Genomic DNA, 17,498 nt, shown 5'->3' on the forward strand with positions numbered 1-17,498 from the left:
CTCCCCGTGCAGACAAGGAAATCACCCCATGAAAACCCTGGTAGTCGGTGCCAGCAAAGGGCTGGGCAAGGCCCTGATCGAAGGCCTCGGCGAGGCGGGCGATACGCTGGTCGGCGTGTCGCGCACACGCCCCGACGGCATCGCCGCCAAGGCCGGCGTGCAGTTGAACTGGGTCGAAGCCAACCTGGCCGAGCCGGCCAGCGCCGCGCACGCCATCGCCCAGGCTGTGGCAGAGTACGGCCTCGACACGCTGATCTACAACCTCGGCATCTGGGAAGAGCTGGCCTTCGACCCGGCCTACGACTTTCTCGGCGACAGCGACGCGCAGGTACAGGCCATCGTCAGTTGCAACATCACCGCCACCCTGCTGCTGATCAAGCGCCTGCTGCCCACCCTGCTGCGCAGCGCCACCCCGCGCATCATCCTCACCGGTTCCACCTCCGGCCTGCCCCAGAGCGGGCGCCCCGAGGTGGCCTTCGGCGCCTCCAAGTTCGCCCTGCGTGGCATCGCCGATGCGCTGCGCGAAGGCTACCGTGAGCAGCGCCTGGCCGTGACCTGCCTGAACCTGGGTTACCTCAACACCGAAGACCCGCTCAGCACGCCCCGCGACGTGGCCGAGCAACGCGGCGAAGGCCAGCTGATCCCCGTGCACGACGTGGTGCAGGTGGTGCGCATGGCGCTGAGCCTGTCGTCGGCCAGCTACGTCAAGGAGCTGACCTTGCCGGCCCTGCTCGACGAGCGCTTCTGAGCGCTGATCAGCACGCTGGATAAAAACCGGCGAAAGCGCCATCCTTCCCGCCTTTGACGCGCAGCCTGGCTGCGCCCACCGTTATGTGAAGGACCTTTTTCATGCAGACGCTCAACGACACCGACTTCGAGTTCATCGAAGACATCCTGCTGCAGTATGGCGATGACCATTCGGTGCTCAACGCCTCGGAACTGGACGGCTACCTCACCGCGCTGGTGTCCGGCCCGGCGCCTGTGGCTATCGACGAATGGTTCCCGGGGATCTTCGGTGGTCGCCAGCCGGAATGGGAAAGCGCTGCAGACTGCCAGCGCTTCGTCGAGCTGGTGACCCTGCACGCGAACAACCTGGCCCAGCGTTTCTCGCCGCGCTTCGAGGAGACCGAGCACAACGGCCAGCCGCTGACGCTGGCCGAAGAGTGGTGCTTTGGCTACCTGCGCGGTGCAGGCCTGGCCAACTGGCCGGCCTTGCCGGCGGCGCAGCAGGTGGCACTGGATGTGATCGAGACCTGTGCCGCACAGGACAACTTCGAACTGCCGGCCGACCTGGATGTGGTGCTGCATCGCCAGCGCGTGGCCGCCATCGAGCCCGCGGCGCGGGCGTTGCAGGGGTATTGGGCGACGCAGCGCTGAAGCGGGCGGCGGCGCCGCCCATCGCGGGTGGAGCCCGCTCCCACAGGTTCGGCGCAGTTCCTTGTGGGAGCGGGCTTGACCCGCGATGACGCCAGCACATACCCCAACAATCCGGAGCAGTGCATGCCCACCACCCTCACCGCCGCCTTCCCCCACCACCTGGCCCGCGAAGTCCAGGACCTGGCCCGGCAACTCGACCTGCCCAACGGTGACCAGGGCATCGCCGTCACCCTCGACGGCGAACCCCTGACCCTGCCCTACCGCCTTCACCTGCCGGCTGCCGATACAGCCCGGTCACTGATCCACGCCTGCCTGCTCACCCGCCACCCCGACGGCCACGTGCGCGAGCGTTACCTGCAGCAGATCATTCGGGCACCAGAAGCGTGGGTCATCCCGTTCGTGTTCCAGCTCACCGGCGAATACGTGATCGAGCTGCTGGCGCTGTGCGAGGCCAACCTGTCGACCCTGGACGCCAGCGCCTACGGCCGCTTCTTCAACGACAACCCCGCCTACTTCAGCCTGACCCGCGCACGCATGGTCAGCTACTGGGATTGCTACCACCGCAGCCGCCACCCGCACCTGCGCAGCTACGTGGGCACCCGCCTGTTCCGCGCCTTCAGCGACTTCACAACGACCACTTCACGGTGAACATCACATTGCGCGGCTCGCCGAAGATGTTGGCCCCGGCCGGGTTGCTGATGCTCTGGTAGTAACGCTTGTCCGCCACGTTGTTGAGGTTGGTCTGCAACGTCACCGCCGGCGTCACGCGGTACTGGGCCATCAGATCGACCACGCTGTACCCGCCCTGCTTCACGCTGTAGCTGGTATAGGTGCGGCTCTGGGTGCGAAAGGCCCCGCCCACGCTCCATTGATCGAGGTCGCCCGGCAACTGGTAGCTGGTCGCCAGCTTGAACAGGTTGTACGGCGAATCACTGTCGAAGCGGTCACCCTTCTGCGCCGAGCCGGTGGCCTTCACATACTCGGCCGCCGCATAGGTATAGCCGGCCGACGCCTGCCAACCCGGCGCCAGTTCGCCGCCCAGCTCCAGTTCCAGGCCGCGGGTACGAATTTCGCCGGCCGCCTCGTAGCAGGCATCCATGGTCGGGCAATCACCTGCCGGCAACGACTTGGCCAGGTTCTCCTGGTCGAGCTGGAACAGCGCGAAACTGGCGTTCAACGCACCACCGAAGTACTCGGCCTTGAGCCCGGCCTCGTAGTTGGTGCCGGTTACCGGCGCCAGCAGGCCACCGCTGCTGTTCTGGTACTCCTGCGGCTTGAAGATGCGCGTCCAGCTGGTGTAGACCGAGTAGGTGTCGTTCAGGTCATAGATCAGCCCCGCATACGGGGTGACCTCGCGGGTGGCCTTGTAGTCGGCGCCGAAGGCGTAGGCCCCGACCTCGGTGTGCTGCTGGTACTCATACCAGTCCAGGCGCGAGCCGAGGATCAGCTTCAGGTCATCGCGCAGGTTGAAACGCACGGCGGTGTAGGCACTGGACTGATCCACCTTGCCCTTGCGTGACCAGTTGTAGTCGATGGCCGGCCGGGGCACGTCCTTGTAGTGGAAGTTGTTGGGGTCCACGACATAGTTGAAGCTCGCATCCGGGCCGCCGCCAGGGCCGTCGTCGGTATCGTCGCGGCGGTAGCTCGCCCCCACCACCAGTTCATGGGTACGCCCGAACAGGCTGAACGGCCCGCTGGCATAACCATCGATACTCTTCTGCGTATGTTCGTAGGAGTAGCGCCCCACATTCAGTTGCAGCTCGTCGGCGGTCGGGTCCAGCCGGTAGTAGCTGCTGCCCAGCATCTCCAGGTTGGCCTTCAGCCAGCTGGCGCTCAGGCGCAGGCGCCAGTCGTTGTCCAGGCGATGTTCCACCTCGGCGAACACGCTCTTGTTGGTCTTGTCCCAGTAGGTCCAGTCGGGGCTGAAGCGCGACGAGCGGGAAATGTCGAGGAAGCTGCCATCGGCGTGGGTCGGGCTGCCGTTCCAGTCCGCGCCGGGGTTGTCCTCGCGGTTGTAGTAGCCGCCCAAGGTCAGCGTGGTGGCGTCCGACAGGTCGAATTCGGTGATCCCGTACAGCAACTGACGCTGGTTGCTGTAGGCATCGGTAAAGCTGTTCTTGTCCTGGTAGATGCCCACCACTCGCCCGCGTACGGTACCGGCATCATTGAGGCTGCTGCTGGCGTCGATTTCGGTACGGTAGTTGTCCCAGCTGCCGGCTGCCGCCGTGAGGGTGATCTGCGGCGCCAGCGTGGGGCGCTTGCGCACCAGGTTGAGGGTACCCGACGGGTTGCCCGAGCCCACCATCAGGCCGGAAGCCCCGCGTACCACCTCCACCCGGTCGAACATCGCCAGGGTCGCGGTGCCCAGGGTGTCGCTGTCGTAGGCGATGGGCAGGCCGTCGACCATGATGTTGTCGATGGCCGCACCGCGCGAGTAGAACTGCGGGCGCTCACCGCCGGTCTTGCGCAGGGTCAGCCCCGGCGTATAGCTGGCGATGTCGTCCAGGGTCTGCATGTTCTGGTCGTCCATGCGCTGGCGGGTGACCACGGTCACCGACTGCGGGGTTTCCCGGGCCGAGGCCTTGAACTTGGTGGCCGTGGCCATGCTGGCGGTGGTGTAGGAGCCAGTGTTTTCCGTGACCTCGCCCAGCGTACTGCCGGTGATGCTGGTGGCACCCAGTTGCAGCGCATCACTGCTGTCGGCCTTCTCCAGGGTCAGGGTGCCGTTGTCGGTCACGCGCAGTTGCAGGCCGCTGCCCGCCACTGCCTGGCGCACCGCTGCCTCGGCGCTCAGTTGCCCGTTCACCGCCGCGCTCTGGCGCCCGCGCAGCAGCGCCGGGTCCACCACCAGGGTGCTGGCGCTTTGCCGGGCGATCTGGCGCAGGGCCTGGTCCAGCGGTTGCGCCGGTAACGCATAGCGCTGCATGGCTGGGTCCGCCCAGGCGCGGTTCAGGTCGAGGGAGCAGGCAGAAACGGCAACCGCGACAGCCAGTGCCAGGCGCGCGGGGCTCAGGAGTTGGGGACGCATGTGAAGGGCTTTCCTCGCAGGAAGTGAATGGGCGTTTCCTGCTATGTCCAGCGAGCCGAAAAAAGCCTTCACCCTGGCGGAACGTTTTTTTCAGCGCAGGTCGATCAGCGTGATCGGCCCGAACGCCTCGACACTGATCGGCAGCACCTGCGCCAGCGATTGCAGGGCGCGGTCGCTGTCGTCCAGCGGGAACACCCCGAACACGCGCAGTTGCGCCGCCGCCGGGGAAACCCGCAGCACGCCGTAGCGGTAAGGGCGCAAGGCATCGATCACGCTGCCCAGCGACGCGTCGTCCACCTCCAGGCGACCTTCCATCCAGGCATCCAGGCGGCCTTGCTCATTGCCCAGGGGCGAGAGTGCATCGTCGGCAAAGCGCAGGGTCTGCCCGCTGTCCACCACGATGCTCTGCCCGGCGCGATTGCGCACCTGCACGCTGTGCTGCTGCACGCTGACGGCACTGCGCTGATCCAGCGTGGCGACACTGAAGCGCGTGCCCAGGGCCCGCACCCGGCCTTGCGCAGTGACCACCTCGAGAGGGCGGTGCGGGTCGCGGGCCACCTGGATGTTCAGCTCGCCGTGGCGCAGATGGATCACCCGGGCTTCGGCACTGAACGCCACCTCCACGGTGGTGCGCGCATTGAGCAGCAGCACGCTGCCGTCGGCCAGTTGAATGCGCCTGCGCTCACCGGTGCCGCTGTAGTGGTCGCTGAACACGGCGTCCAGCGGCATGCGCCGTTGTACCGTCAACAACGCCGGCAGGCCCAGCATCAGCAGCAAGACGCTGCCGCCGCGCAGCAACCGGCGCCGCTGCAGCGACAACCCGCTGCTGCGCAGGGCGCGCGTGGCCGCACTGGCGCTGCCGGGCACTTCCAGCAAGGGGTTCAAGGGTGTATGGGTGGCCTGGGTAACCGCCTGCCAGGCCTGGCGATGGCTTGCGTCCAGCGCCTGCCACTGCTCGAAGGCGTCGCGGTCGGCTGCCGTCGCCGCCCCCGAGCCCAGGCGCACGCTCCATTCGATGGCTTCGCGCACCGCCGGGGTCAGCGCTGCCAGGCTGCGGCCGCTCACGTGCCCGCGCCCAGTTGCGCCAGGTAGCAATGGGTCACGGCGCGCCGCACCCAGCGCTCGACGCTGCTCAGCGACACCTGCATCTGGTCGGCGATCTGCTGGTGGGTCAGGCCCTCCAGGCGGTTGAGCAGAAAGGCATGGCGCACCTTGGCCGGCAACCCGGCCAGCAAGGCATCCACCGCCTCCAGCGCCTCGCGCAGCACCGCCAGGGTTTCCTCGCACGGCGCCACCGGCTCGGGCAGGTTGGCCAGCGCTTCAAGGTAGGCGCGCTCCAGCTCGCCGCGACGCCAGAAGGTGTACAGCACCCGCTTGGCGACCATGCACAGGAACGCCCGCGGCTCGTCCAGCTGGCCCAGGTGCGGCGAAGTCAGGGTACGCAGGAAGGTGTCGTGGGTGAGGTCCGCGGCATCGGCGTGGGAATTGAGCCGACGGGCCAGCCAGCCGCGCAACCAGTGATGGTGTTCAGCGTACAGCAGGTGCAACGGGTGCTGGGCGGACGGGCGCGGGTTGGACATGCGAGAGACACACTAATGGTAATTGTTCGCATTCTTATCCCTCGCCCTGGGATTTGCAAGCCGTGCCCTACTCGCGGCAACTGGGCGAGCCGCCCCAGCGCATGTTGCGAATGCAGAAGTAGCGGTCCTTTTTCAGGGTCACGGGGGCGATCGTGCAAGGCAGCACCGCCGGGTCGATCTCGATCGACATCTCATCGGCCGCGTAGCGATCGTCATCGAATTCGATCACGCAGGTGCCGTCCTCCTGCGCCCGCTCGGGAAAGCGCAGGCCCTGTACCACCTGATCGCCCATCTTCACCCGCAGCGGGCTCGGTGCCGATGAACTGCACGCCTTGAGGGCCGGATGGTTGACGGTTATCCACAGGGGGTACTCGCCGCCTGTGCGGTCAGGGAACAACGGAATGAACAACAGCGACTGGTAGGTCGACTGACCGTGATTCACCACCTTGAGCCACAACGGGCTGGCGTTGCAGGTGGCGCCCAGCGACGCGCCGTAGCGCAGCTTGGGGTCGGTGTGGTCCTGCCAGCCGCCCAGGCGGTCGGGCTTCCAGTCATGGCCCCATTTGTATTCGGTACAGCCGCCCAGGGTGAGCAGCAAGCACAACAGCGTGGCGATACGGTGCACGGTGAAGTCCTTCCTTGGTGGAGCATCCATCGGGAACACATTGTCGGGGCCAGGCGCCTCGCCGGCAAGGCCGGCTCCTGCACGCCGGCTCCTGCACGAGTCAGCCGCGCTGGAAGCAGCCCGGGGTGATGCCGACCACTTTCTTGAAGGCCCGGGTCATGTGGCTCTGGTCGAAGAACCCGCAACGCAGCGACGCCTCGGCGATGCCCACGCCACTGCGCAGCAACTGCTGCACCCGCGCCACCCGCGTCTGGATCTGATAGCTGTGCGGCGATACGCCCACGCTCTTCTTGAACACCCGTATCAGGTACAGCGGATCGAGCCCCACCCACTGCGCCAGGTCGTTCAGCGCGATGTTCTGCGCGTACTGCTCGTCGAGCATCTGCCGCACCCGTCGCACCACTTCGCGTTCGTCGGCCACCGCCCGGGGCTGCGGCCCGCCGCACCGCTCGAACAGCTGGCTGACCAGGTGCAGCAGCACGCTCTCGCGCTCAAGGCTCGAACACGACTGCTCGATCACCTGATGCTGGTGCAGGAAGGCCTGGGCAAAGCCCATGTCGTGGGTCAGCGCCTGCTGGAACAGGTGGATATGCCCGTCGCCGAAACGCCCCTCGAATACCGCACGGTTGAGCCACTGCGGGTCGAGGTAGAGCATGCGGTAGCTCCAACCCTCGGCGCTGCCCGGCACGCCGTCGTGCATCTCGCCCGGGGTCAGGGTGACGATGCTGCCGGCGGTGCCCAGGTGCTGGGTGCCACGGTAGAAGAGCTTCTCCACGCCCGCACCGATCACCCCCACCGCGTAGCGCTCATGGGAATGGCGGCCGAAGGCCCGTGCGCTGTAGCGCGCCGCCAGCAATTCACAGCCCCCTTCGGGGACGCGCCAGAAGCGCGAGAAGTCCTGTTGCTCCATGGCCTGTCCAGTTTTGTGCAATACGCGCGCAGGGCGGGTGGATAAATTTGCCCGACTTCTTCGCAACAGACCAGAGAAAACCATGCAGTCATCCAACGGGGTCACCCTCTCCAGCAACCGGGCCATCGTCGAGCTGACACTGGGCGGGCTGATGCTCAGCCTGTCGGCGCTGGCGGTGGCCTTCGCCCATATCGGCGCCGGGGGCGCGGGTTTCTACCGGATGCTGATCGCCTCGGTGCTGTTCTACCTGCTGCTGCGGGTGAGAAGGCAACCTGCTCGCCTGGCCCACCCCAGGGCTCGACGCTACACCGCCCTGGCCGGCGTGTTCCTGGCCATCGACCTGATCCTGTGGCACCACAGCATCTACATCGTCGGACCGGGCATCGGCTCGATCCTGACCAACTGCCAGGTGTTCTTCATGACATTGCTCGGGCTGTGCCTGCTCAAAGAGAAACCGTCGCTGTATTTCGTCGCCTCGATCAGCCTGGCCTTCGTCGGCCTGTACCTGTTGCTGCTGCCGGAGATGGGCAGCGCGCTGGGTATCCAGGGCGTGGTCTATGGCGTGCTGTCGGGGCTGGCCTATGCCGTGTGCGTGTACTACCTGAAAGTAACCACCCAACTGCCCCAGGGCGGCGGCGACAAGATCGCGCAGATGCTGCACCTGAGCCTGTGGGCGGCCGGGGTGATGCTGGGGTACGCGCTGTTGCGGGGCGAGAGCCTGGCCATCGCCGACCAGCAGACCTTCTACATGCTGGTGATCTATGGCGTGCTGGTGCAGTTCGTCGGCTGGTTGCTGGTCAACCGCTCGATTGGTGCCATCAGCCTCGGGCTGGCAGGGCTGATCCTGCTGCTGGAGCCGGTGATCACCTACTTCATCGACGTGGCGTTTCTGGACAAGGCCAGTTCGGCCATGCAGATCACCGGGGCGCTGGTGACGGTGCTGGCGGTGTACATTGGCTCGATAAAGCCGCCGAGCAAGGCCCCGGCGCTGAGCGAGCCGGCCTGACACGGCGCTCGCGCAGCTGCTGCCTGAGCACATGCAGGGGCGGTGCGTAGAGGAAGCCGAACGACACGCTGTGCCTGCGCCCCTTCACCGCGTGGTGCATCAGGTGTGCGTGGTACAGCCGACGCAGATAGGGGTGGCGCGGCCTGGGGCGCGCGGGCCAGTGGCGGTGCACGATGCCGTCGTGCACCAACACGTAGATCAGCCCGAACCCCGCCACCCCGGCGCCCACCCACTGCAACGGGTCGTGGCCGGCATTGCCCAGCACGATCAGGGTGATCGCGGCCAGGGCCAGGATCAGCAGGTAGATATCGTTGGTTTCCAGCGTGCCCAGGTGCGGTTCGTGGTGCGAGCGATGCAGAAACCAGCCCCAGCCGTGCATCACGTACCTGTGCGCCAGATAACCGACACCTTCCATGGCGACCAGGGTGCAGAGAAAAATCGCGAAGTGGGCAATCATGGTCGGTACGGGGTTGGGAAATGACGGTGTCAGGGTATTTGATCGGCGGCCGATGGTCCATGCCCACCGGTAGCCAGGGCCAGCATCTGCATGGCCGGCGCCACTGCCTTGAGCAGGCGCTCACGCGCGATCCCGTCGCGGGCCTGCACCGACAACCCATGCAGCAGCGTGGCAAAAAAATCGCCCAGCGATTGCACATCGACCTCGGGTTTCAACTCGCCCGCCTCGGCCGCCTGCTGCAAGCGCTGAATGATCGACAAGGTTTTTTCGCGGCGGTGGTCGGCCAGCCATTCACGCACGGCGTCGTTGTCGGCCGAGCAGTTGGTGGCTGCCGACACCACCATGCAGCCCAGTGGGCCCGCTGGGCGGGTGTACAGGTCGACGGCATCGAGCAACAGCCGCTCGATGGCCTGGTAGGCCGTGGGTTGCTCGCTCAGCGCCTGGGTCGAAAATGCGCCCTCTTCGCGCTCATACAGCTCGATGGCCTCCTTGAACAAGCGCTCCTTGGAGCCGAACGCGGCATAGATGCGCGCCGAAGCGATACCCAGCGCAGCCACCAGGTCGCTCATGGACGTGGCTTCGAAACCGCGTGCCCAGAACACATCCCGGGCGGTGCGCAACGCGGCTTCACGGTCGAACTGGCGTGGTCGGCCTGCCATCTCGATAGTTCTCCAACCAGGAATGAAGGCGGCATTATCCGTAATTGTTTGTCGAAAGACAAAGAATACTTGACGACGCGCAGGCTGCATCCTTATTGTTTGTCGATCAACAAACAATAGGAGTTCCACATGATCACGTTGAAAGGCCCCAGCCTGCATCTGGCGCAATTCAGTGCCGACCAGCCACCGTTCGACTCACTGCCCAACATCGCCCGATGGGCCGCGCACATGGGCTTCAAGGCGTTGCAGATACCGGCCTGGGACAAGCGTCTGTTCGATGTCGAGCTCGCCGCAAGCAGCCAGGCCTACTGCGACGACATCACTGCCATGCTGGCCGAACACGGGCTGGTGATCAGTGAGCTGACCACGCATCTCTTCGGCCAGCTGGTGGCGGTACACCCGGCATACGACGCCTTGTGCGACAGTTTTGCACCGGCCCACCTGCAGGGCGACGCGGCTGCCCGCAGTGCCTGGGCGGTGCACCAGCTCACCTGCGCGGCCATCGCGTCGCGGCGCCTGGGCCTGAGCGACATGGGGACTTTTTCCGGTGCACTGGCATGGCCGTACGTCTTTCCCTTCCCGCAACGCCCCGACGGCCTTGTTGAAACAGCCTTCGCCGAGTTGGCCAGGCGCTGGCTGCCGGTGCTCGATACCTGCGCCGAACAGGGCATCAACCTGTGCTTCGAAATTCACCCCGCCGAAGACCTGCACGACGGCGCAAGCTTCGAGCTGTTTCTCGAACACGTCGGTCACCACCCGCGCTGCAAGATGCTGTTCGATCCCAGCCACCTGATCCTGCAGCAACTCGACTACCTGGCGTTCATCGACCACTACCGGGACTACATCCGCATGTTCCACGTCAAGGACGCCGAGTTCCTGCCCACCGGCAAGCAGGGCCTGTTCGGCGGTTATCAACCCTGGCTCAAGCGCGCCGCACGCTTCCGTTCGCTGGGGGACGGGCAGGTCGACTTCAAGGGCATCTTCAGCAAGCTGGCCGAATACGACTACAGCGGCTGGGCCACGCTGGAGTGGGAGTGCTGCCTGAAAAACCAGCACGATGGGGCACGTGAAGGGGTGGCGTTCATCAACCGGCACATCATCCAGGTCACCGACACGGTGTTCGACGACTTCGCCGGTACCCCGGTGGCGCCGGCGGTCATCGCCAGGATGCTCGGCCTTGAAGGCAACCCTGTCGGGAAGCTGCAACGATGAGCACGCATTCTCACCATTACGCCCATGTGCACGGCCTGCGCCTGCACTACGTCACCCAGGGCGAAGGGGCACCGGTACTGCTGATCCCCGGCTGGCCACAGACCTGGTACACCTGGCGGCACGTCATGGCGGCCCTGGCCGACAACGGTTACCAGGCGATTGCCGTGGACCTTCCCGGCATGGGGCTTTCCGACAAGCCGCTGGACGGCTACGACACCGGCACCTGCGCCGCCCGCCTGCACGCGCTGATGGGGCAACTGGGGCACGAACGCTATGCCGTGGTGGGCCACGATGTGGGCATGTGGGTGGGGTATGCCCTGGCCAGCGATTTTCCGGGGGTGGTGAACCGGCTGTGCCTGAGCGAAGCGGTGATTCCGGGCCTGGCGCCGGCGCCGTCGATCTTCGCGCCGCCGGAGCAGAACATCTTCCTGTGGCACTTCATGTTCAACCAGTTGCAGGACCTGCCCGAGGCGCTGATTACCGGGCGCGAAGCGCAGTACCTGAGGTTCATGTTCGAGAAATGGGCTGTGCGCCTGGATCGGGTGGCGGTGGATACCTATGTGCAGGCGTACTCGGCGCCGGGGGGCTTGCGTGGCGGGTTTGCCTACTACCGCGCGATACCCGAAACGATTCGCCAGAACCAGCAGCGCGGGCAGGTGCCACTGGGCATGCCGGTGCTGGCGATCGGGGCGCAACTGGCAACCAATGATGCGCCGCGGGTAACCCTGGAGGGGCGCGCCACCACGTTGCAGGGCGCGATCATCGAGGGCTGCGGGCACTTTGTGACCGAAGAGGCGCCCGAGGCATTTGTCGGGCACCTGCTGCCGTTTCTGCGCTGAGGGTTGCGGCGCGGCCTTCGCCAGCAAGGCGCGCGCCTGTCATCGAGCGCGTGCCATTGCCGGCGAAGGGCGTTCAAGGCGCCTGCAATGCCTCCAGCTCATCCGCGCGTTCGGAGGTCATGCGCAGGCGGCAGCCACCGCCATTGAGGATGTCCATGGTGCCGCCGGTCTGCGTGAAGTAGAAATCGCAGTTGCTGTCGATGTACTTGATCCACGCCCGCTGCGCATCCCGGAGCTTGCCCTGCTGCACCGGCCCAAACGCGGCCATGGCCTTCTTGTAGACCTGGTTCAGGCGTTTGTCCTGGCGGGCGATCTCGGCGTTGTTGCATTCGTTCATACTCACCGTGGTGTTCGCGGTGTCCATGCAGGCCTTGTAGGCCGCCGAAGTCTTGTCCTGCGCCAGCGCCAACGGCGCAACTGCCGCCAGCGACAGCACCGCAACCCCCATCATCCGCTTGATACTCATGGCTTGCCTCTCCTGTTCTGACTGCCTAGGGCGCACAGGCTCGCATGACCTGCTCGCGCAACCAATGGTGCGCCGCTTCCTTTTTGCGTCGCTCGTGCCACACCTGCTGAAAGGCGAACGCGCGAATCGCCAGCGGCGGCTCGAAACAGCGCAACCCACGCTGCGCCTTGAGGTTCTGCACGCTGCGCCGCGCCACGGTCAGCACCAGGTCGGTGCCCACCAGCACGTCGCTGGCCGCCGCCCAGTGCGGCAACGCCAGCACCACCCGGCGCTGCTGCCCCAGCGCCGCCAGGGCCTGGTCGATCTCGTTGTCGGCCCCGGGCCGCATCGCCACCAGCACATGGGGGCGCGCCAGCCAGGCGGGCAATGTCAGCCCGCCACGGGCCGGCAGCGTGGCGTGGTCGGCCACACACACGAACCCCTCCTCGAACAGCGTGGCGGCCTGCAACGGCTCGGCCAGGGTGGGGAATACGCCCAGCGCCAGGTCCACCTCGCCATCGAGCAACTGGCCGAGCATCGCCTCGCGGCTGCCCTGGCTGACCACCAGGTCGATGCCCGGTGCGGTCTCGCGCAGGCAGCGCATCAGGCCCGGCAGCACCACCCGCGCGCCATAGTCCGACATCGCCAGGCGAAAGCTGCGCCGCGCCCGCGCCGGCTCGAAACCGGGGCTGCCCAGCAGCGCATCCAGTTGCTGCAGGGCATCCTGCAACGGCGCCGCCAGTTCCAGCGCACGCAACGTGGGCTGCAGGCGGCCCGCACGGCGCACCAGCAGCGGGTCCTGGAAGATCTCGCGCAACTGCGCCAGCGCATGGCTCACCGCCGGCTGGCTGCGGTGCAGGCGCAAGGCCGCGCGCGAGACGTGCTGCTCGGCCAGCAGCGCATGCAGGGTCAGCAGCAGGTTGAGGTCGATACGGCGCAGATCATCCATGTGGCGAATAGCCCCTGTGCACAATTCGAATTTCCATCAGTGAAACAGATAACCAAGACTGTACCAAGCCCTCCATAGCCAGAAGGAAACCACCATGAACCTCAACCTCGCTGTCGCCATACCGCTGCTTGTCGCCCTGCTGGCCGGTGCCGCCGTGCCGTTCCAGGCCGGCGCCAACGCCGCGCTCGGGCGCCTGCTCGGGCACCCGCTGTGGGCCACGCTGATCTCGCTGGCGGTGAGCGTGCTGATGGTGCTGCCGGCCCTGCTGCTGATGCGCGCACCGCTGCCGCAACTGGCCAACCTCGGCCAGGCGCCGTGGTGGGCGTGGTTGGGTGGCGTGGCCGGGGTGGCCTACATCACCGCGGCGCTGATCCTCACCCCGCGCCTGGGCGCGGCCGGCTTCATCGTGTGCGTGATCGCCGGCCAGGTACTCTCGTCGCTGATCATCGACCAGTGGGGGCTGATGGGCCTGCCATCGCGCCCGGTCAACGGCCTGCGCATCGCCGGGGTGGCGCTGATCATCGTCGGCATGCTGGTGGTGCAATGGGGCACCCGCGCCAACCGTTGAGGGCTCACCAGGGGTGGGTGCGCTCGAACACGTAGCCGTGCTGGGGGAACGCATTGAACAGGATCACCCCCAGCACCACCAGCAACAGCAGCCAGTCGACAACGCGCAGACGCGGCACCTGGCGCACCTCGCGCCGGTCACGACAGTGCAGCGCTTGCCCCAGGGTCATCAGTACGAAGGCGCCGATCCACAGGTAGTACCCCACGCCCAGCGCGGTGAGTTGCACGAAATCGTAGGACTGCGGCGTGTTATCCGGCACCGTGCTCACCACCAGGAACGACAGCCCTAGCAGCAGCGCCAGCACCGACAGGCCCATCCCCACCCGCGGCCACCAGCGGTGGGCCAGCAGCGCCAGGCCGAAGACCGGGTTGGCAAACCAGCCATAGATCTGGAACGGGATGCCCCACAGCCCGTACACCAGCAACCATACCGAACTCATGTGGGCACCGTTGTCGGTGTAGTAGGCATTGAAATACAGGCAGGCCACGTACAGCACCAGGCTGAGCGTGAGGTAATGACGTTTCACAGGAGTGTCCGCAGGTCAGATGGAATTGGAGGGTATTGCCGGGGCCGGGGGCGTGACATTGGCGCCGCTGCCCACGCTGAACGAGAACGCCGCCGTGGCATAGATCGCCGCCACCAGCACCCAGGCCAGCCAGCCCTGGCCCGGCCCGCCCGGCGCCTGCCGGCGGTTGAGAAACTGGCCGGCCACGTATGCCGCCAACGCCAGCAACCACAGGTAGTAGGCGCCGAGCAGATTGGCCTGGCCATTGGCCTTGCGCGGCACCAGCGCGCTGTCGCCCCAGCCGATCACTGGCAGCCACTGCGCCGCCAGCACCAGTGCCGCGACCGCTGCCAACAGCGACAGCAGCGGCCGGTTGCGCCGCAGCATCAGTGCCAGGCACAGCAGCGGGTTGGCCCACCAGGCGCTGCCACCCAGCCAGCCGAGGGTCAGCACATGCATGCCGCGCATGGTCACCTCGCTGACCGGCACGGCATCCAGAAACAGGCTGCCCAGGTACAGCGCCAGGCTCAGTACCACGTAATGCCGCTTGAACAGTGCCAGCATCTAGTTGACCCCGAGTTCGCAGTCGTCGCAGGCCGCTGGCGGCTCGCCGAGGTTCATGTAGACCGGTCGCGCCGGCGCGACGGTGGCCTTGACGAACGACAGTGGAATGGTCAGCACGATACCCGCCACCAGCACCCAGTGCAGCCAGCCCAGCGCTGGCTGGGTAAGCCTGGGCTGGCGCCGGTAGCGGTGCTGGCCGATCACGAATGCCAGCATCGAGGCCAGCCACAAGTAGTAGCCGGTGCGCACGTCAGGCCCGCCGTGGGGCGCCGACGGGATCGGCGACCAGTCGGTCCAGCCCAGCGCCAGGGCCGAGCCCGCCAGCAGCAGTGCGCACCAGCCCAGGCGGTAAGCGGTTTTGGGGTCTTTGCGGTGGGTTGCGAAGGCGCCCAGCAGCAGCGGGTTGGCGAACCACAGGCCGCCGGCCAGCCAGCCCATCGACAGCGCGTGCATGCCGCGCAGCACCGAATCGTGCCCCCAGGCGCAGGCCTCCGGGTACAGGCAGGCGAGGTACAGCAGCAGGCTCAGCAAGCGGAAATCGAAGCGCACCAGTAAGTCCATTCAGCCGGGTGGGAAGCGGGGCGCGACGATAGCCCATCGCCTGCCCCGCTGTCCAAGTCATTCAGGCCGATTCGAGCAGCAGCCCGTACAACGCCGAATCCGACACCTCGCCGGCGATGCACCAGCGCTCGCGCAGCAGCCCTTCACGCTCGAAGCCCATGCGTTCGAGGGTGCGCGCCGAGGCACCGTTGCGCGGGTCGATCTCGGCCTCGAGGCGGCGCATGTTCAGGCCGATGGCAAGGTACTCGACGAACAGCTCCAGCGCCTCGCCCATGTAGCCCTGGCCCTGGGCGCTGCTGGCCAGGCAGTAGCCGATTTCGCCGCGGCGCGACTCGGCGTCGATGTTGAAGAACTGGCACATGCCCAGCAGCAGGTCGCTGCCCTGCGGGTAGATACCCAGCTTGAGGCTGCGCCCGGCCAGGTAGGCGGCGCGGTCGGCCAGCAAGGCCACTTCGGCTTCGTCCAGGGTCTGCCACGGCCCGTGGTGCCAGTAACGCATCACCTCGGGGTCGGCCATGATCCCCAGCCACTGCTCGGCATCGCGGGCCTGCATGGGCCGCAGTTGCAGGCGCGGCCCGTTCAGGCACAGCGCGGTGTCGAAAGCTTCAGGCAAACTCATGAAATTACTCCTGGTGGGTGAACCTGCCACCACGCCACCACGCCCACCGTTACCAGCAGGACCGCGGCCTGGGCCAGGTTGAATTCGTAGAGCCGGTGCAGCGTCACCCACGGCTGGCGCCACGCCGGGCCGCCTTCCTGTGGTGGCTGATACGGCAACAGGCCAAGCAGCCCGACAGCGAAGTAGCCCGTCAGCGCGACGATACCGGTCCACGGGTGGGTACCGGCCAGCATCGGGTAGATCGGCAGTGCCAGCAGCAGGCGCGGCACGCCATGGCGCAGCAGCAGACGCTCGCCATCGGGGTTGAACCGACGCGGGATCAGCCATTCGCTCAGGCGCAGGTCCAGCGCCAGCAGGCTCGGCGCGGTCCACAGCCAGAAACGCATGAACACCGCCGACAGTTGCACCGTCAGCAGCGAGCCCACCACGGCCGCAATCAGTACATTGGAGGGGTGCGCGAAGAAATCCGGCCCCGCCAGCCACAGCACGATCACCAGCACCATGCAGCTCATCACCCGCAGGTAGCTGCGCGGGTGCAGCGGGCGCGGCGCCAGCCTGCGCCAGAAGTACAGGTCGCGGTGCGGCACCTGGTCGAGCAGTTCAGGGTAGTGGTAGAGCAGGGTTTGCGTCAGGTGCTCACAGGCTTCCCAGTCGGCCTCGCTGAAGCCCTGGGCCAGCGCCACCTGCTGCTTGAACTGGAGGTTGCGCAGCAGCAGGTAGGCCGCATTGCCCTCGGGGTTGGTGTGCCAGTGCCACTGCTCGGCCAGGGCCTGCTGGCGGGCGAACCAGGTATCGCGACGGCAGCGCTCGTTCAGGCCCTGCCACAGGTGCGCGGGCCGGGGGCCACCGTCATCGTCGCTCCAGTTGAAGTAGCCGCACACGCGTTCGAACAGCGCGGTGCTGCTGCCGGGGTGATCGTGCAGCAGCTCCAGCAGCATGGCCTGGAACTGCTCGCGGCGGTCGAAGGGCTCCAGCCAGGCCTGCCCGCCCCAGTGCTGCAGGCTGGCGAAAAACGCCTGTTCGTCGCCCGCCTGCAAGTAGTGCTGCAACTGCGCGTGGCAGGCTTGCCAGAGGCTGCCCAGCAGTTCGTCGCCCTGGTACGCGCCGATCGGCACCGCCTGCCAGGGGGTGAACCAGCCACGCCTCGGCACCGCCCAGTGCAGGATGGGAAGGCGCAGGGTTTCGTCATCCAGGCTGCGCTGCAGCAACTGCTGCTCGAAGGCCGCCTCGCACCCCAGTTCACCGGCCTGGCGCCACAGGTTGTCGAGCTGCGCAGGGTCCAGCCCTTCGAGCAGCGCGCGGGCCTGTTGCTCCCTGGCGGGTGCGGGTTCGACGTCGACGTGCACCGCCGCGGCCTGCGGGGCTGGCACATCGGCCGATTCCAGCGCTGGCGCTGCATCGTCCTCGTGTGCCCAGCGGCTGCGCGCCAGCGCCTGTTCATAGGCCTCGCGCAGGCGCTGGAAGGCCTCGGGGTCCTCGTCGGGGCGGTGCACCTTGAGCAGGCGCGCATACTGGCGCCTGATACTGCGTTCATCAGCGCCCGGGGCCAGGGCCAGCACGCTCCAGCAGTCTTCGATCACGTCACTCATTGCCG

At 66.7% G+C, this 17,498-nt stretch carries 21 protein-coding genes; 7 read left to right on the forward strand and 14 right to left on the reverse strand.

Features of this window, described 5'->3' with window-relative positions; genetic code table 11:
* Positions 1 to 28 precede the first annotated feature (28 nt).
* The 3 genes from V9K84_RS17440 to V9K84_RS17450 all read left to right on the forward strand — a co-directional run bounded on the left by V9K84_RS17440 (position 29) and on the right by V9K84_RS17450 (position 2,025).
* Positions 29 to 748: an SDR family oxidoreductase gene (locus tag V9K84_RS17440; protein WP_088515300.1), complete on the forward strand. Its 720-nt coding sequence runs from the start codon at positions 29 to 31 to the stop codon at positions 746 to 748.
* Positions 749 to 849: 101 nt separating this feature from the next.
* Entirely contained in the window at positions 850 to 1,377 is a 528-nt protein-coding gene (locus V9K84_RS17445; RefSeq protein ID WP_088515299.1) for a UPF0149 family protein, read from the forward strand.
* Positions 1,378 to 1,500: 123 nt separating this feature from the next.
* Complete coding sequence (locus V9K84_RS17450) at positions 1,501 to 2,025, forward strand: hypothetical protein (protein ID WP_088515298.1); 525 nt, start codon at positions 1,501 to 1,503, stop codon at positions 2,023 to 2,025.
* Here V9K84_RS17450 and V9K84_RS17455 read toward each other — a convergent pair.
* The 5 genes from V9K84_RS17455 to V9K84_RS17475 form a co-directional block, all read right to left on the reverse strand.
* On the reverse strand, positions 2,003 to 4,405 hold the full coding sequence (locus V9K84_RS17455; RefSeq protein ID WP_088515297.1) for a TonB-dependent receptor: 2,403 nt from the start codon (positions 4,403 to 4,405) through the stop codon (positions 2,003 to 2,005). The two genes, V9K84_RS17450 and V9K84_RS17455, sit on opposite strands and share 23 nt — an antisense overlap.
* 90 nt (positions 4,406 to 4,495) lie before the next feature.
* A complete protein-coding gene (locus V9K84_RS17460) occupies positions 4,496 to 5,470 on the reverse strand; it encodes a FecR domain-containing protein (protein WP_158255602.1) in 975 nt (324 codons plus the stop codon).
* A complete protein-coding gene (locus V9K84_RS17465; RefSeq protein ID WP_043864428.1) occupies positions 5,467 to 5,985 on the reverse strand; it encodes a sigma-70 family RNA polymerase sigma factor in 519 nt (172 codons plus the stop codon). The genes V9K84_RS17460 and V9K84_RS17465 overlap by 4 nt, the downstream gene beginning before the upstream one ends.
* A gap of 67 nt (positions 5,986 to 6,052) precedes the next feature.
* Positions 6,053 to 6,640, reverse strand: coding sequence for a hypothetical protein (locus V9K84_RS17470; protein WP_043864427.1), 588 nt, complete (start codon positions 6,638 to 6,640; stop codon positions 6,053 to 6,055).
* A gap of 70 nt (positions 6,641 to 6,710) precedes the next feature.
* Entirely contained in the window at positions 6,711 to 7,520 is an 810-nt protein-coding gene (locus V9K84_RS17475) for an AraC family transcriptional regulator (protein WP_058541391.1), read from the reverse strand.
* A gap of 82 nt (positions 7,521 to 7,602) precedes the next feature.
* Between V9K84_RS17475 and V9K84_RS17480 the strand changes: the two genes are divergently transcribed.
* The gene (locus tag V9K84_RS17480; protein ID WP_054916306.1) at positions 7,603 to 8,526 is read left to right on the forward strand and encodes a DMT family transporter; all 924 of its coding nucleotides are present in this window, start codon (positions 7,603 to 7,605) and stop codon (positions 8,524 to 8,526) included.
* Here the strand turns inward: V9K84_RS17480 and V9K84_RS17485 are convergent.
* Positions 8,438 to 8,983 (reverse strand): sterol desaturase family protein, encoded by a 546-nt coding sequence (locus V9K84_RS17485; protein WP_054916305.1) that lies wholly within the window; start codon positions 8,981 to 8,983, stop codon positions 8,438 to 8,440. The two genes, V9K84_RS17480 and V9K84_RS17485, sit on opposite strands and share 89 nt — an antisense overlap.
* Before the next feature lie 29 nt (positions 8,984 to 9,012).
* Complete coding sequence (locus V9K84_RS17490; RefSeq protein WP_043864423.1) at positions 9,013 to 9,642, reverse strand: TetR/AcrR family transcriptional regulator; 630 nt, start codon at positions 9,640 to 9,642, stop codon at positions 9,013 to 9,015.
* A 129-nt stretch (positions 9,643 to 9,771) separates the two neighbouring features.
* Between V9K84_RS17490 and V9K84_RS17495 the strand changes: the two genes are divergently transcribed.
* Entirely contained in the window at positions 9,772 to 10,854 is a 1,083-nt protein-coding gene (locus V9K84_RS17495; protein ID WP_088515296.1) for a sugar phosphate isomerase/epimerase, read from the forward strand.
* Entirely contained in the window at positions 10,851 to 11,693 is an 843-nt protein-coding gene (locus V9K84_RS17500; protein ID WP_088515295.1) for an alpha/beta hydrolase, read from the forward strand. The genes V9K84_RS17495 and V9K84_RS17500 overlap by 4 nt, the downstream gene beginning before the upstream one ends.
* Positions 11,694 to 11,766: 73 nt before the next feature.
* Here V9K84_RS17500 and V9K84_RS17505 read toward each other — a convergent pair whose 3' ends face one another.
* Both V9K84_RS17505 and V9K84_RS17510 read right to left on the reverse strand, forming a co-directional pair.
* Complete coding sequence (locus tag V9K84_RS17505; RefSeq protein ID WP_043864420.1) at positions 11,767 to 12,159, reverse strand: lysozyme inhibitor LprI family protein; 393 nt, start codon at positions 12,157 to 12,159, stop codon at positions 11,767 to 11,769.
* Between the two features lie 25 nt (positions 12,160 to 12,184).
* Positions 12,185 to 13,087, reverse strand: coding sequence for a LysR family transcriptional regulator (locus tag V9K84_RS17510; protein ID WP_088515294.1), 903 nt, complete (start codon positions 13,085 to 13,087; stop codon positions 12,185 to 12,187).
* 94 nt (positions 13,088 to 13,181) lie between these two features.
* Here V9K84_RS17510 and V9K84_RS17515 point away from each other — a divergent pair, with 94 nt between their 5' ends.
* Positions 13,182 to 13,655 (forward strand): DMT family transporter, encoded by a 474-nt coding sequence (locus V9K84_RS17515; protein ID WP_054916300.1) that lies wholly within the window; start codon positions 13,182 to 13,184, stop codon positions 13,653 to 13,655.
* Positions 13,656 to 13,659: 4 nt separating this feature from the next.
* Here V9K84_RS17515 and V9K84_RS17520 read toward each other — a convergent pair whose 3' ends face one another.
* From V9K84_RS17520 to V9K84_RS17540, 5 genes are all read right to left on the reverse strand, one after another.
* Positions 13,660 to 14,181, reverse strand: coding sequence for a hypothetical protein (locus V9K84_RS17520; protein ID WP_088515293.1), 522 nt, complete (start codon positions 14,179 to 14,181; stop codon positions 13,660 to 13,662).
* Between the two features lie 15 nt (positions 14,182 to 14,196).
* Positions 14,197 to 14,724 (reverse strand): hypothetical protein, encoded by a 528-nt coding sequence (locus tag V9K84_RS17525; protein ID WP_078479916.1) that lies wholly within the window; start codon positions 14,722 to 14,724, stop codon positions 14,197 to 14,199.
* Complete coding sequence (locus V9K84_RS17530; RefSeq protein ID WP_058541387.1) at positions 14,725 to 15,273, reverse strand: hypothetical protein; 549 nt, start codon at positions 15,271 to 15,273, stop codon at positions 14,725 to 14,727.
* A 73-nt stretch (positions 15,274 to 15,346) separates the two neighbouring features.
* Positions 15,347 to 15,904 (reverse strand): GNAT family protein, encoded by a 558-nt coding sequence (locus V9K84_RS17535; RefSeq protein WP_043864414.1) that lies wholly within the window; start codon positions 15,902 to 15,904, stop codon positions 15,347 to 15,349.
* Positions 15,901 to 17,493, reverse strand: coding sequence for a J domain-containing protein (locus V9K84_RS17540; RefSeq protein WP_088515292.1), 1,593 nt, complete (start codon positions 17,491 to 17,493; stop codon positions 15,901 to 15,903). Before V9K84_RS17540 ends, V9K84_RS17535 begins: the two co-directional genes overlap by 4 nt.
* Positions 17,494 to 17,498: the final 5 nt, after the last annotated feature.

This window comes from Pseudomonas sp. AE27, assembly GCF_037113495.1.
GTDB lineage: Bacteria > Pseudomonadota > Gammaproteobacteria > Pseudomonadales > Pseudomonadaceae > Aquipseudomonas > Aquipseudomonas palmensis.